Below are 14,622 nucleotides of genomic sequence, written 5' to 3'. Positions count from 1 at the left end.
TGAGGAGGATATGCTAGGTGGATTTGTTACGAAACAAATGGTTTAAAGCATTAATTTGGGTATTAGTGATTTTTCTTGTCATCTGGGTCGGTACAAAGATCTCATTTTTATTCCAGCCGATAAAAGTCATGCTGGCATTGATCTTCCCACCGCTCATTATTGCGGGTATTTTCTATTACTTCACGCTTGGGATCGTAGATGCGTTGCAAAAACGAGTCAAGAAACGTGGTCTTGCCGTGTTGATCGTTTTACTTGGTTTCATCACGATCCTGACGATCGCAGTCGCTTCAATCGGACCGATCTTAGTTGAGCAGGTGACCGATTTTGCAACGAGCATTCCGACGCTCGTCATCGAATTGCGTGATCAAACGTTAAATTTACGCGATCAGCTGATGGACAATCGTTTTATCTCGACCTGGGTACATGAGAATACAGATTTATTTGATAAGTGGACGAATGAAGCAACATCGTATGTCGGTACCGTCTTCAAGTCCGTCTCAACGTCCGTTGGAACGATTTTCGGTGTCATCTCTTCGACGGTCTTAATCATCGTCTTAGTGCCGTTCATCTTAGTGTATATGTTGCTTGACGGGTATAAATTCCCTGACTCCGTCGTGAAATTGTTACCGCGTAGCTACGAAACGGAAACGCGTAAAATTCTGCACGACATGCACGTGACAGTGAAGCATTACGTCAACGGACAGGTCATCGTCTCAATCTGCGTCGGTGTGATGTCCTTGATCGGCTTTTTCATTGCTGACATTCAATATGCGTTATTACTTGCCTTATTCTGTACGGTGACGAACATCATCCCGTATCTTGGACCTTACATCGGTGCCGTCCCGGCAGTCATTGTCGGATTCATTGATGATCCGATCAAAGCGGTCTATGCGATCATCACGATCGTCGTCGCGCAACAAATCGAATCGAACTTGATTTCTCCTTACGTTCAAGGAAAAACACTCAAGGTCCATCCCTTGACGATCATCATCGTTTTGCTCGTTGCCGGGAAAATCGGTGGCATCATCGGTGTCATCTTGGCAGTTCCGACCTATGCGGTCTCAAAAGTCGTCATTCAGAACATCGCTCGGATTTATCGTTTACGTCAGCAACGTCTCGACGTACCGGACGTGACGGTATCACCTGAATCGTTGAAGTAAAGTGTAACCCTCTGCTCTTTTTAGGAGCAGAGGGTTTGTGATTTTTACGGGAGAGGGATAAGGTAGAAGAAGAGAAAAAATGAAGAAGATTTCACAACTTCGACTCATTTTAGTTTATAAATTGATTGGAATCTTTTTTATAATGGTTATAATGTAGGATAGAGAACGAAAAGATAGATCGGAACGAAATCTTTGGACGTAAGGGGTAGAGCGCATGCATATCGTAGTGGTCGGCTTGAATAACAAAACAGCGCCTGTATCAATACGCGAACAAGTCTCATTTGGGGAGCATGAGATGAAGGGAGCGGTCGTCGCATTGCGCGATGAAAAAAGTATCTTTGAAAGTGTCATCGTCTCGACATGTAACCGGACGGAACTGTACGTCGTGACGGATCAGCCACATACAGGACGGTATTATACAAAACGTTTCCTTGCAAACTGGTTTGGTTTGACGATGGAAGAGCTCGAGCCGTATCTCTTCATCCATGAAGGATTCGATGCGATGAAACATCTGTTCCGCGTGACAAGTGGTCTTGATTCAATGATCGTCGGTGAAACGCAAATCCTTGGTCAGGTCAAGACAAGCTTCTTCATGGCACAGAAGCTTGAAACGACAGGAACGGTCTTTAACAAACTCTTCAAAGAAGCGGTCACGCTCGCCAAACGGGCTCACGCAGAAACTGGAATCGGTGAAAATGCCGTTTCTGTCAGTGCTGCTGCCGTCACGCTTGCCGAACAGTTACTCGGATCGCTTGAAGATAAATCGATTGTCGTCATCGGTGCGGGAGAAACTGGCGAATTGACGACGCTCAACTTATATGAAGCAGGAGCTCGTGACATCACGGTCTTTAACCGGACGCTCGCCAAAGCAGAAGAGGTCGCGAATCGGTTCGAAGGATCAGCGCATTCGATTAATGAAATGCAGTGCGGTTTGCTTCGGGCAGACATCGTCATCTCTTCAACAGGTGCAAAACGTGCCATCATCAAACGGGAAGACATCGCAGCAGCACAGCTGTTCCGTCACGATCGTCCATTCTTGTTGATTGACATCGCAGTACCGCGCGACATCGAACCGACCGTTGGTGACTTGCCAGGCGTTCATTTATATGATGTCGATGATCTGACATCGATCGTCCAGCAAAACATGGCGGAACGGATGAAGGAAGCGGCGAAAATCGAACAACGAATCGAAGCGGCAATCGCTGAGTTCGAAGGGTGGATGACGACACTTGGTGTCGTGCCGATCATCACGGAATTACGAGACCAAGCATTGCGGATTCAACAAGAGACAATGCAAAGCTTGGAACGGAAATTACCGGAGATGTCAAAACGTGAAAAAACCGTCATTGGTAAACACATGAAATCCATCATCAATCAATTGTTGCGTGAACCGCTATCTTACATCAAAGATGCGGCAGCGAAACCGGATGCTGATGAGCGGATTGCGCAGTTCATGGATACGTTCGCATTAAACGAAGACTTGTTTGATGGGCTCGAAGATGAAATCGTGACGTCAGAAGAGACGACACCTTCAGCAAAAGCTGTGAACCGGTGAACAAAGTACGATTTGTGTTACAATAGAAAATGCATGGGGCGGACTTGTGCCGCCCCTTTATCATTGTACAGGGGGATTTTAGCATGCGAAAAATCATTGTTGGATCGCGAAGCTCGAAGCTAGCGATGACACAAACGAAATGGGTCATTGACCAGTTGAAACAAGCCGGCGCGCCGTATGAGTTCGAAATCAAGAACATCATCACAAAAGGAGACCGCATTTTGGATGTGACGCTCTCAAAAGTCGGTGGTAAAGGGTTATTCGTAAAAGAGATCGAACAGCAGATGATTGACGAAGAAATCGATTTTGCTGTTCACAGCATGAAGGATTTACCGTCTGAACTACCGGATGGTCTCATCATCGGTGCCACACCGGCACGTGTCGATGCGCGTGATGCCTTGATCACGAAAACAGGAGAAGGTCTTGCTTCCTTGCCAGAAGGTGCGGTTGTCGGCACGAGCAGCTTACGTCGTGGATCACAATTGCTAAAACTCCGCCCTGATTTAAAAATCGAATCGATTCGCGGGAACATCGATACACGACTTGATAAATTAAAAAATGGTCCGTTTGACGGGATTCTGCTTGCAGCAGCTGGTTTAAAACGGATGGGTTGGTCTGAAGATGTCGTTTCGGAATATCTTTCAACAGAAGACATGATTCCAGCTGTCGGTCAAGGAATCCTCGGTATCGAATGTCGCGAACATGATCAAGAAGTACGTGATCTCCTGCACCTGATCCATGATCAGATGACAGAAAAAGTGGCATACGCAGAACGCGCTTTCCTAGCAGCCATCGAAGGTAGCTGTCACGTTCCGGTCGGTGGATTCGCGACGATTAACGAAGACATGTCAACGACACTTGTCGGATTCATCGGATCCGTCGATGGGGAGCAAATTCTAATCGAGCGCGAATCAGGTCTTGACCCGATGCATCTCGGTCAAGACGTTGCCGAACGTCTGCTTGCTTCGGGCGGTCGTGAGATTCTCGCAACACTTCCGGATGACTTGTAAGCAGGTATTGTTCACGGGAAGTCGACCACCGACGAACGAGCAGATGGCGCGACTGCGTGACGTCGCAATCGAGTCGGTGCATTATCCGGTCATTGAAACGCGACCTGTTTCGTTTACGTTGCCGAAGGGAATTGATTGGCTCATCGTGACGAGTCCGAATGGCGTCCACCGGGTTGCTGATGCATTGCCTGAATTAGCAGAAACGCGTATCGCGGTCGTTGGACGAAAGACAGCAGATGCACTTGCGAAGTATGGTCGAACAGCCGACTTTTGTCCGTCAACCTTTACAGGAGACGCACTCGTCGCAGAACTGGGACCATACTTGTCTGACGGCGATCATATCGTTTTTGCGCGAGGGAACCGATCGCGGCAAGCACCGGTCGATCAGTTACGAAAACTGAATCGATATACGATCGAGGATATCATCACCTATGAAACCGTCACCCGTCGACTACCTGAAGCTCTTATCAGAAATGCCACCTATATTGGACTGCAGAGTCCTTCCGCTGTCGAAGCGATTGCTCCGCTAGACCTGAAGACGACCTTCATCGTCATCGGGACGATCACGGAGCAAGCAGCAAAAGCAGCCGGACTTCAACCGATTCATGTCGCCCGTGAATTCACGGTGGACGGCATGATTGATCGTATCATTGAGGAGGAATCAGCATGAACACATTAGAATACGCACGTCACCGTCGTTTACGCCATACCGCATCACTCCGGTCACTCGTCCGCGAGAACCAGTTGCATAAATCGGATTTGATTTATCCGATCTTCGTTGCTGAAGGCGAAGATATCAAACGCGAAGTCAGTTCGATGCCAGGCGTCTTTAACTTATCACTCGATCATCTGACGGCTGAGATTGAAGAAGTCGTCGCACTCGGAATCGAATCTGTCATCTTATTCGGTGTCCCGCACGACCACTTAAAAGACGAACAAGGATCAGGTGCGTTTCACGATCACGGGATCGTTCAAGAGGCAACACGTCTCGTCAAAAAAGTTGCTCCGCAGCTAACGGTCATTGCCGACACATGCTTATGTGAATATACGTCGACAGGTCACTGTGGAATCGTCGCTGACGGAACGGTCGATAATGATGCGTCATTACCGCTTCACGTCAAAACAGCCATCTCACAAGCTCAGGCGGGTGCCGATGTCATCGCTCCATCATCAATGATGGACGGATTCGTCGCAGCGATTCGTCAAGGGTTGGACGAGAACGGCTTCAGCCATATTCCGGTCATGAGCTATGGCGTTAAATATGCATCTGCTTATTATGGTCCATTCCGTGACGCGGCAAACTCGGCACCAGGAGAAGGCGACCGGAAAGGCTACCAAATGGACCCAGCAAACCGTCGCGAAGCGTTCCGAGAAGCAACAGCGGACGTCGATCAAGGAGCTGACTTCATGATCGTCAAACCTGCGCTTGCGTTCATGGACATCATTCGTGATGTGCGCGAGCGGATTGATCTACCAATCGTTGCGTATAACGTATCGGGTGAGTATGCGATGGTCAAAGCTGCAGCCCTGAACGGCTGGATCGACGAAGAACGAATCGTCCTTGAGACGATGCTTGGCTTTAAACGAGCAGGAGCTGATTTAATTATCACCTATTTCGCAAAAGACATTTGTCGTTACCTGGAGGGGTCGAAATGAGCTTAATTAACCAGAACTCAAAATCAAAAGAAGCGTTCGAGCGGGCACTCCCGCTCATGCCGGGTGGTGTCAACAGCCCAGTCCGTGCTTATAAATCAGTTGGGATGACACCAATCTTTGCAGATCATGCGAAAGGATCAAAGCTCTATGATATCGACGGAAAAGAGTATATCGATTACGTCCTGTCATGGGGACCGATGATTCTCGGTCATGCCGATCCAATCGTCACGTCAGCGATTCAAGAACAAGCGACGCGTGGCTGGAGTTACGGGACACCAACAGAAATCGAATCAGCGATGGCGGAAGTCGTCATCAGTCGTGTACCGTCGGTCGAAGTCGTCCGGATGGTCAATTCGGGTACAGAAGCGACGATGGCTGCCCTTCGTCTCGCGCGCGGCTATACAGGTCGGACAAAAATCTTGAAGTTCGAAGGCTGTTACCACGGTCATGGGGACTCACTCTTGATTAAAGCAGGTTCAGGTGTCGCGACACTTGGACTACCGGATTCACCAGGCGTTCCAGCGCAAATTGCGAGCATGACACTGACGGTTCCTTACAACGATTTGGATGCTGTCCGGATCGCGTTTGAAAAACACGGCGACGATATCGCTGGTGTCATCGTCGAACCGGCTGCTGGGAACATGGGCTTCGTGCCACCAGAACCAGGATTCCTTGAAGGCTTACGGGAAATCACATCAGAAAACGGTGCGTTATTAATTTTTGACGAAGTCATGACCGGTTTCCGTGTCGGATTCCACTGTGCGCAAGGACACTTCGGTGTCACGCCGGATATCACGTGTCTCGGTAAAGTCATCGGCGGCGGAATGCCAGTCGGTGCTTATGGCGGACGTCGTGACATCATGGAACAGATCGCACCACAAGGTCCAATTTATCAAGCAGGTACGTTATCCGGGAACCCACTTGCGATGGCAGCGGGTCTAGCGACACTGACGCAATTGAAACCCGAGCACTATGAAGAGTTCGACCGGAAAGCGAGCCGTCTGTCTGAAGGCTACCTGAATGCTGCGGCGAAATATAACATTCCACTGACGACGAACCGTGCGGGTGCGATGTTTGGTGTCTTCTTCACGGATGAACGTGTCACGAACTTCGAAAAAGCGAAAACATCGAACCTTGAGATGTTCCGTTCGTATTATCAAAAGATGGCGGCGCGTGGTGTCTTCTTACCACCATCACAATTCGAAGGTCTCTTCCTCTCGATTGCCCATACGGACGAAGATATCGAACAGACGATTGAAGCCGTCGAATTGACGTTCAAGGAACTCCAAGTTGAGTTCGATCGTTAAGCAGTTCTTGACGATTGCTTAAACTCTCGGCTAAAATGAATAAAGAAGAAAATGGCAACAGCGATGACGGGAAGAGTAATCCTGTATTCGTACCGGCGTAGAGAACACATCCTTGGCTGAAAGATGTGACGGACGAACAGGAGGAAGGTCACCCCACGAGCTGGTATCGTGAGTCTTACGAGCGATATCCGTCCTCCACACGTTACGTGGCTCGAGGGCATCCGATGTTGGATGAACTAAGGTGGTACCGCGGAAAAAAGCAACGGCTTTCTTTCGTCCTTAGCATAGGACGAGAGAAGCCGTTTTTATTATGGACAAAAAGGGAGCGATCAGGATGCAGGAATTATCAATGCCAACGAAATATGATCCGCAGGCAACGGAAGAAAAATGGCACGACTTTTGGTTAAAGGGAGAGTACTTTAAAGCTGATCAAGATCCGGAGAAAGAGCCGTACACGATTGTCATTCCACCACCGAACGTCACAGGTAAATTACACCTTGGTCACGCTTGGGACACAACATTACAAGACATGCTGACGCGGATGAAACGGATGCAAGGGTTCGACGTCCTGTATCTACCGGGAATGGACCATGCTGGTATTGCGACGCAAGCAAAAGTCGAACAAAAACTGCGAGCAGAAGGGAAATCACGTCTTGAAATGGGTCGTGAGAAATTCCTCGAGCAATCTTGGGCATGGAAAGAAGAGTATGCGTCAACGATCCGTGCACAATGGGCAAAACTCGGTCTTGGACTCGATTACTCGCGTGAACGCTTCACGCTCGACGAAGGGTTGTCGGAAGCAGTTCAAGAAGTCTTCGTTAAACTTTACGAAAAAGGCTTGATCTATCGTGGCGAATACATCGTTAACTGGGACCCAGCGACGAAAACAGCGATCTCGGATATCGAAGTCATCTACAAGGATATCGAAGGGGCGTTTTACCACCTCAGCTATCCACTGACGGACGGTTCAGGTCATGTTGAACTAGCGACGACACGTCCTGAGACGATGCTTGGTGATACAGCGATTGCCGTGAACCCGAAGGATGAGCGTTACGCTCACCTCGTCGGAAAAACGATCACGTTACCAATTGTTGGTCGCGAGATTCCGATTGTTGCGGATGAATATGTCGACATGGAGTTCGGTACAGGTGTCGTGAAGATTACACCTGCACACGACCCGAACGATTTCGAAGTCGGTAACCGCCACGAATTACCACGTGTCCTCGTCATGAATGAAGATGGAACGATGAACGAGAATGCAGGTAAATACGAAGGCATGGATCGTTTCGAATGCCGGAAACAAATCGTTGAAGATTTAAAAGCAGAAGGTGTTCTGATCAAGATTGAACCACACTTGCACTCTGTTGGTCACTCGGAACGTTCAGATGCAATCGTCGAGCCGTATCTCTCATTACAATGGTTCGTCAAAATGGAACCACTCGCGCAAAAAGCACTCGAGGAACAACAAGGACCAGACAAGGTCAACTTCGTTCCACAACGCTTTGAAAACACATATGTACGCTGGATGGAAAATATCCGTGACTGGTGTGTTAGCCGTCAACTATGGTGGGGACATCGCATTCCGGCTTGGTACCATAAAGAAACAGGCGAAGTATACGTTGGCAAGGAAGCACCAGCCGATCTCGAGAACTGGGAGCAAGACAACGATGTTCTCGATACATGGTTCTCTTCAGCCCTTTGGCCGTTCTCAACAATGGGTTGGCCGAATACGGACGCAGCGGATTATCAGAAATACTTCCCGACATCGACACTGGTTACAGGGTATGACATCATCGCGTTCTGGGTATCACGGATGATCTTCCAATCGTATGAATTCACGGGACAACGTCCATTCCAAGACGTCTTGATCCACGGATTGATTCGTGATTCGGAAGGACGAAAAATGTCGAAATCCCTCGGAAATGGGATTGATCCGATGGATGTCATCGAGAAATACGGTGCTGATTCACTGCGTTGGTTCTTAACGACTGGATCGACACCAGGCAACGACCTCCGCTTCTACTGGGAAAAGATTGAAGCAACGTGGAACTTCTCGAATAAACTGTGGAACGCAAGCCGTTTTGCCTTGATGAACATGGATGGTTTAACATTTGATCAGATTGATTTGACAGGCGAAAAATCACTCGCAGATAAGTGGATCCTGACACGTTTACAGACGACGATCGATGACGTGACACGTCTATCGGATAAATATGAGTTTGGTGAAGCAGGACGTATTCTCTATCACTTCATCTGGGAAGACTTCTGTAACTGGTATATCGAGATGGCGAAGTTGCCGCTCAACGGAGAAGACGAAGCAGCGAAACAAACGACGCGTTCGGTTCTTGCCTATACACTCGACCGGATCATGCGCTTAATGCATCCGTTCATGCCGTTCATCACGGAAGAAATCTGGCAACACTTACCGCATGAAGGTGAGACGATCACACGTGCCGCATGGCCGACACGCGAGGCGTCACTCGACTTCCCGGAAGCTGTTCCAGCATTTGAAGCGGTTCAGAACGTCATCCGTTCGGTTCGTAACATCCGCGCGGAAGTGAACGCACCGATGTCGAAACAGATCCAACTATTCATCTCGACGAATGACGCACGTGTTCAAGACGACTTGTCGTCAAACAGCTCGTACTTGCAAAAGTTCACGAACGCGTCTGAACTCCGGATTGAAGAGCAAATGCCAGCCCCAGAAAAAGCGATGAGTGCGATCGTAACGGGAGCAGAATTGTTCATCCCGCTCGCAGACTTGATCAACATCGAGGAAGAAATCGCGCGCTTGAATAAAGAACTCGTTAAGTATACGAAAGAAGTCGAACGGGTCGAGAAAAAACTCAACAACCCTGGCTTCGTCGGCAAAGCACCAGCACATGTCATTGATGAAGAAAAAGCGAAGGCACTTGATTATACGGAAAAACGTCAAGCTGTCGAAGCACGCATCAACGAACTCTCACACTAATTACAGCAGTGGCTCAAGTCTCCTTGAGCCACTTTTTTTAAAGGAGCGAACAGCATGAGGACGCGAGAAGATGTATTGGATTGGTTATCGAGCTTACTAGCATTCGGCGTCAAACCAGGTCTTGAACGGATGCAGGCGATGTTACTGGAATTACAGATTGACCCGGACGCGATTCCGACGATTCATGTCGCCGGAACGAACGGAAAAGGATCGACGGTCGCGTTCTTGCGTGAGATGGGGGTTGCGGAAGGATTGCAAATCGGGACATTTACGTCACCGTACATCATTCAGTTTGAGGAACGAATCATGTTGAATGGGGTACCGATCGCAGAAGACGATCTCGTTACAGCTGCCATCGCGGTTCAAGATGCCATCAGGCACATCGATCCGGCACTCGGTACAGTCACTGAGTTCGAAGCATTAACAGGACTTGCTTTCTATTATTTTGATCAGATCCGTCCGGATTTCGTTATTTATGAAGTCGGACTCGGTGGACTGTATGATTCAACGAACGTCTTCAAAAAGCCGGTCGCAGCAATCATCACATCAATCGGTCACGATCATCAAGCGATTCTCGGAGATACGCTCCAAGAGATCGCCTTACAGAAGTTCGGCATCATCAAACAAGGGACACCGGTCATCGCCGGGAAACTGCAAGAAGAACTGACTGTACCGTTAATGGCATATTGCGGTGACCGGAATGCGACCTTGAAATGGAGCCAGGAAGCAATCATCCGTTACCGGTTAAAGGAAACCGGGACCTGGGCGACGTACGACGGGATTCCAGAGACCCGCTTAGGTCTTGAAGGCCATCATCAAGTTCATAATGCGGCGAACGCCGTCATTTGTGCGCGACGTCTCGGATGGTCGAAAGCGGCGATCCGAAAAGGGCTACGAGAAGCGAAACATCCAGGTCGGTTTGAAACCATCTCGCGCAAACCACGAATCATTCTCGATGGTGCGCATAATCCGGAAGGCATCACGGCACTTGTTGAACGGTTAAAGGAAGAATCAAAACCCGTGACGTTGCTCTGTTCGATTTTGCGTGATAAAGACCGGTCGGCGATGCTTGCGCAGCTACGCAACGTTACACCAGATATTTACGAGACGACATTCGATTTCCCGCGAACAAGGACACTCGATGAGTTACAACAAGACGGGGCTAATGTAACGACGGTCGAAGAGTTCTTCGATCAATTGGAGATGGACCGGACATACGTCGTGACGGGATCACTCTATTTTATTAGTGAAGTGCGTCATTATTACGCTTCCATTTTTACAAAAAAGGGAAAATCCTGATTCTCTCGTTATAATGAAATGGGGGAGTATAGTCCCATATTTTGATGACACGATGAGGAGACGATAAATGATGAAGCAGTGGATCCGTCTAGCCTTAGCTACCTTACTGATTTTTTCAAGTTTTACGTATATACAGGAGCCACATTCTATAGCCGCAACGGGTGAAAAGTTTAAGATTTTAGAGATTCGCGATGAATGGTCAATAACAAATCGAATTAATCCGAATGCAGATATCACTTCGCTATTAACCGGACTTGATTCAGCGCGTTTTGATGTTAAGAAGATGACCGTCAAGGAACTTAACGCCTCACGTTTTCCGTTAGATGGAGCGTTTGATGCAATTGTTTTTGATCCTTCAATCAATAGTAATGATCAAGAGAAATATTCAATTAAATTATCTGAGTTTGATAAAAGAAATCATAATACAAGTAAAATCGAAAATGATATTACACGACTAAAAAGTAATGAAATCCTCAATGCATATGTTCGAAAAGGACTACCAGTGTATCTGCATAAAGATATCTTCACGCATGATCAAAGTAATTTCTCAAAGGTCTTGAAAAACTATATATCGACACAAGCAACTGTTTCTTACGAAAATATCAATGATGTCATTAACTCATTGAAGCAAAAAATCAACGTGCGTCCCCGTATCTCGAATGTGACGGTAAAGCAAGCAGGAAACACATTGTCGTCTATCGGTTCGATAGCGGTTCCGAATCGACCAATTGAGTTTAGTTATACTCTTGATCAGTCGATAACTGATACTACAGCGACACTTTATATCGATTTTGACAGTAATGATCAGTTCGATGAATCAGAAAAAGTTGATGAATTACCAGCCGCAGCTAACGGGAAACTTACCTATACATTTGACGTTCCGAGTTATACAGGACCACGACAGTGGATGATTCGAATCAATAAAAGCAATGGATTGTCAGACTATAAGACAGGTAGTTTTTTAATGAAAGATCAATTAGCTGAAGCAAAAGTACTTCAGGTTCTTGGAACGAGAGGAACTGGTTCTCTTCTAGATAATCTAAAAGGAGAAAATTTAAGTAAAAATGATTTTTATAATTTTAATTTAAATGTCATAGATTCAGCTAAATTTTCGAGTGAAGTAACTTCAAAAGATTTAAATGCTTCATATGATATGTTGATTTTCGGATTCCAAGATTCTTATGGTACTGCTAGTCTTACTGACCTGGCATTTGATAAAGTTAAGTCATTTACGAATACGGGACAGGGACTCATGTTAACACACGATACCATCTTTAGATCAAATGTAAAAAATGCTCCAACTCGCTGGGAAGCAGACTACGCTAAAGCATCGGGTCAAACCTACTATACAAATATGGGATTTGCAGCACCTAAAAAATCCACGAAAGCCATTCGACAAAATGAAGGGCAAATGACATCATTTCCTTTTACGTTAGACAATGAGATTTCGATTGCGCAAACACACAATCAATATTTTGCTCTTGATTTAGAACAACCGGATTTAATACCTTGGTATAACATTAAGGAAATAGAAGCAGATACGGAGACTGGTAGGACAGTAGGAGATGCTCGAAATCACTACTATATGTATACTAAGGGAAACATCACGTATTCAGGTGCTGGACATACCTCTTCTTTTACTGATGTAGGGGAGCGGAATTTATTTACGAATACGATGTATCGTGCCTTTATTGGTGCGAACCATAAACCTTTAATCAAAAGTCTTTTACCATATGACAAATCAAGTTATCTTGAAAATGAGCCTTTAGCAATCTCATACCAAATAAACGACTACGATTTACAAGATCGTGAGTTAAAGACGCGCATCTATATTGATGATGAGAAAGTGTTTGAAAACAATAAGTTGAAAAACAACTCATTCGTCAGTCAATCGTTTGAATCGAAACTTAAAGGAAAAACGAGTGTAACGATCCGAATTGAAGCAGAAGATCAACGGGGAGCAAAAACGATTGAGACACGGACCGTTCAAGTCGTGCGTCCGGCTGCATCCGCACCATTCGTCCTGTCCCGTTCGATTGATCCAGCAACGATCCCAAAAGGGGAAACAGCCGATATCACCTATACCGTCAAAATGTCTCCGATGATGCAAAAGGATGCCATCGGAAATAACGGATACATCATGGGTCAGTTCTCGGTGACGATGGAAAATATTCTGTTTAACGAACAATTCCCGAGTAACCTTGAAATCTTATCGGCGACGGGGCTGACTGGGACGAATATTACCGGTCAGACGATCAAAGGAAATCTTCCGGACATCGAATATGATGAGGCAATTGAAGGCGTTCATAAAGGGGAATGGATCGCGAATCAATCGGAAGTGACGTTTACTGTCAAAGTACGTGCGAAAGATGCCGCAGGAGTTCATTTACTCGATAAAAAAGACAACACGTTGACATCAATAAAAAATATATATCGTGATAAAAAGAATGGGAAAGATAAATCGACGACCGTCGCAAATGATCCACAAGCTTTTCCGACGATTGGTTATGCACTGACACCATCCTTTGCGACAAGTGTGAAGATTCCGTCCGTTAAGATGGATATCACGACACCATCTTATAAAGTCTTGCCAGAAATTAATCCTTTAGGCAGTCAATATGGCGCATTAAAATGGTCGATTGTGGATTCGGAAATCGCATCGATTGATGAAGCTGGTGTCATCAAACCGAAAAAAGTCGGAACGACACAGATTAAACTCGTCGTACCAGTCGGAAACGGAAAAGAGTTGACAGCGACTTCAGAACTCGTCATCAATGATGTATTTGGAGAGTTAACCGTTCAAAATATACCGGATACATTATATGTGGGAGAGACAAAATCAATGTCAGGAATTGCTTCGATGGTATCGGGACGAAACACACCGATTCAATGGATCATCACGAACGATTCTCGTGTGACGACGAATGGCTTAACTAAAAATACGTTGGAGCTGACAGGAAAGACGCCAGGAATGGTCACGGTCAAAGCGGTTGTACCTGCAACAGCCGGAAGCTCAACTTATCTTGCTCAGTCACAAGAGTACACGATCCAAGTCAAGTTACCGGAACTATCGGTCTCTCCAAGTAATCTGGAATTATGGGTCGGATCGAATCAAGACGTGACAGCGACGTTTAAACCAAACTACCCATTATCATTTACGGCATCAACTGTAAGTGGTGCGATTGAGTTGAAACAGACGGCGTCAGGTTACGCGATTACAGGTAAAGCCGGTACACCAAATGGACCAGTCGAAGCGTTACTAACGTTAACTGATTTCCCGGATACAGTCGCGAAGACGCTCGTACGGGTACGCGAGAATCCAATCAATCTGACAGCTGATGATATCGCGATGACGATGAAAGATGATAAGAAATCACCGGTTCTGCGCTGGTTCCCAGTGACGGCGACGGAGCGATTCTATCGCTTGGAAGTCCTTCAAGGTAAGGAATACGTCAAAATTGATGCAACAGGGCAAGCATTGCAACCGTTGCGTCCAGGTGTGGCACGTATCAAGGTAACGGCATTAAAAGAGAATAAAGAGGTGCTCGAAGTCGTGAAAGATAATCAAAAAACACCACTAACGACGACATTTAAGGTAACAATTGGTTCTGAATCAGGAACATCAGACTTGGATGGAGATGTTTACTAAGAAGTGGGGACGCGA

At 46.6% G+C, this 14,622-nt stretch carries 9 protein-coding genes and 1 other annotated feature; all 9 genes read left to right on the top strand.

What is annotated here, in order from left to right:
* Nucleotides 1-17: 17 nt before the first annotated feature.
* Nucleotides 18-1,160, top strand: a complete 1,143-nt coding sequence (locus ASG02_RS08490) for an AI-2E family transporter (RefSeq protein WP_052018986.1) — start codon at nucleotides 18-20, stop codon at nucleotides 1,158-1,160.
* A 214-nt stretch (nucleotides 1,161-1,374) separates the two neighbouring features.
* Nucleotides 1,375-2,715, top strand: a complete 1,341-nt coding sequence (gene hemA, locus ASG02_RS08485; RefSeq protein ID WP_035406423.1) for a glutamyl-tRNA reductase — start codon at nucleotides 1,375-1,377, stop codon at nucleotides 2,713-2,715.
* A gap of 83 nt (nucleotides 2,716-2,798) precedes the next feature.
* Complete coding sequence (gene hemC / locus ASG02_RS08480; RefSeq protein ID WP_056062591.1) at nucleotides 2,799-3,725, top strand: hydroxymethylbilane synthase; 927 nt, start codon at nucleotides 2,799-2,801, stop codon at nucleotides 3,723-3,725.
* The gene (locus ASG02_RS08475; protein WP_235514016.1) at nucleotides 3,691-4,395 is read left to right on the top strand and encodes a uroporphyrinogen-III synthase; all 705 of its coding nucleotides are present in this window, start codon (nucleotides 3,691-3,693) and stop codon (nucleotides 4,393-4,395) included. Before hemC ends, ASG02_RS08475 begins: the two co-directional genes overlap by 35 nt.
* Nucleotides 4,392-5,381 (top strand): porphobilinogen synthase, encoded by a 990-nt coding sequence (gene hemB, locus ASG02_RS08470; RefSeq protein ID WP_035406433.1) that lies wholly within the window; start codon nucleotides 4,392-4,394, stop codon nucleotides 5,379-5,381. Before ASG02_RS08475 ends, hemB begins: the two co-directional genes overlap by 4 nt.
* A complete protein-coding gene (hemL, locus tag ASG02_RS08465) occupies nucleotides 5,378-6,688 on the top strand; it encodes a glutamate-1-semialdehyde 2,1-aminomutase (protein WP_056062584.1) in 1,311 nt (436 codons plus the stop codon). Before hemB ends, hemL begins: the two co-directional genes overlap by 4 nt.
* Nucleotides 6,689-6,742: 54 nt before the next feature.
* Nucleotides 6,743-6,972, top strand: a binding site (T-box leader).
* A gap of 50 nt (nucleotides 6,973-7,022) precedes the next feature.
* A complete protein-coding gene (locus tag ASG02_RS08460) occupies nucleotides 7,023-9,659 on the top strand; it encodes a valine--tRNA ligase (RefSeq protein ID WP_056062581.1) in 2,637 nt (878 codons plus the stop codon).
* Between the two features lie 54 nt (nucleotides 9,660-9,713).
* Nucleotides 9,714-10,958, top strand: a complete 1,245-nt coding sequence (locus ASG02_RS08455) for a folylpolyglutamate synthase/dihydrofolate synthase family protein (RefSeq protein ID WP_056062577.1) — start codon at nucleotides 9,714-9,716, stop codon at nucleotides 10,956-10,958.
* 70 nt (nucleotides 10,959-11,028) lie between these two features.
* A complete protein-coding gene (locus tag ASG02_RS08450) occupies nucleotides 11,029-14,607 on the top strand; it encodes a DUF5057 domain-containing protein (protein ID WP_056062803.1) in 3,579 nt (1,192 codons plus the stop codon).
* Nucleotides 14,608-14,622 lie beyond the last annotated feature (15 nt).

This window comes from Exiguobacterium sp. Leaf196 (assembly GCF_001423965.1).
Lineage (GTDB): Bacteria > Bacillota > Bacilli > Exiguobacteriales > Exiguobacteriaceae > Exiguobacterium_A.
This window is presented reverse-complemented; position numbering and strand designations above follow the sequence as displayed.

Bases quoted from the DNA above. Each gene is read 5' to 3' on its own strand.
- hemL (WP_056062584.1), top strand. From the start codon at position 5,378: ATGAGCTTAATTAACCAGAACTCAAAATCAAAAGAAGCGTTCGAGCGG.
- hemA (WP_035406423.1), top strand. From the start codon at position 1,375: ATGCATATCGTAGTGGTCGGCTTGAATAACAAAACAGCGCCTGTATCA.
- ASG02_RS08460 (WP_056062581.1), top strand. From the start codon at position 7,023: ATGCAGGAATTATCAATGCCAACGAAATATGATCCGCAGGCAACGGAA.
- ASG02_RS08450 (WP_056062803.1), top strand. From the start codon at position 11,029: ATGAAGCAGTGGATCCGTCTAGCCTTAGCTACCTTACTGATTTTTTCA.
- ASG02_RS08455 (WP_056062577.1), top strand. From the start codon at position 9,714: ATGAGGACGCGAGAAGATGTATTGGATTGGTTATCGAGCTTACTAGCA.
- hemB (WP_035406433.1), top strand. From the start codon at position 4,392: ATGAACACATTAGAATACGCACGTCACCGTCGTTTACGCCATACCGCA.
- hemC (WP_056062591.1), top strand. From the start codon at position 2,799: ATGCGAAAAATCATTGTTGGATCGCGAAGCTCGAAGCTAGCGATGACA.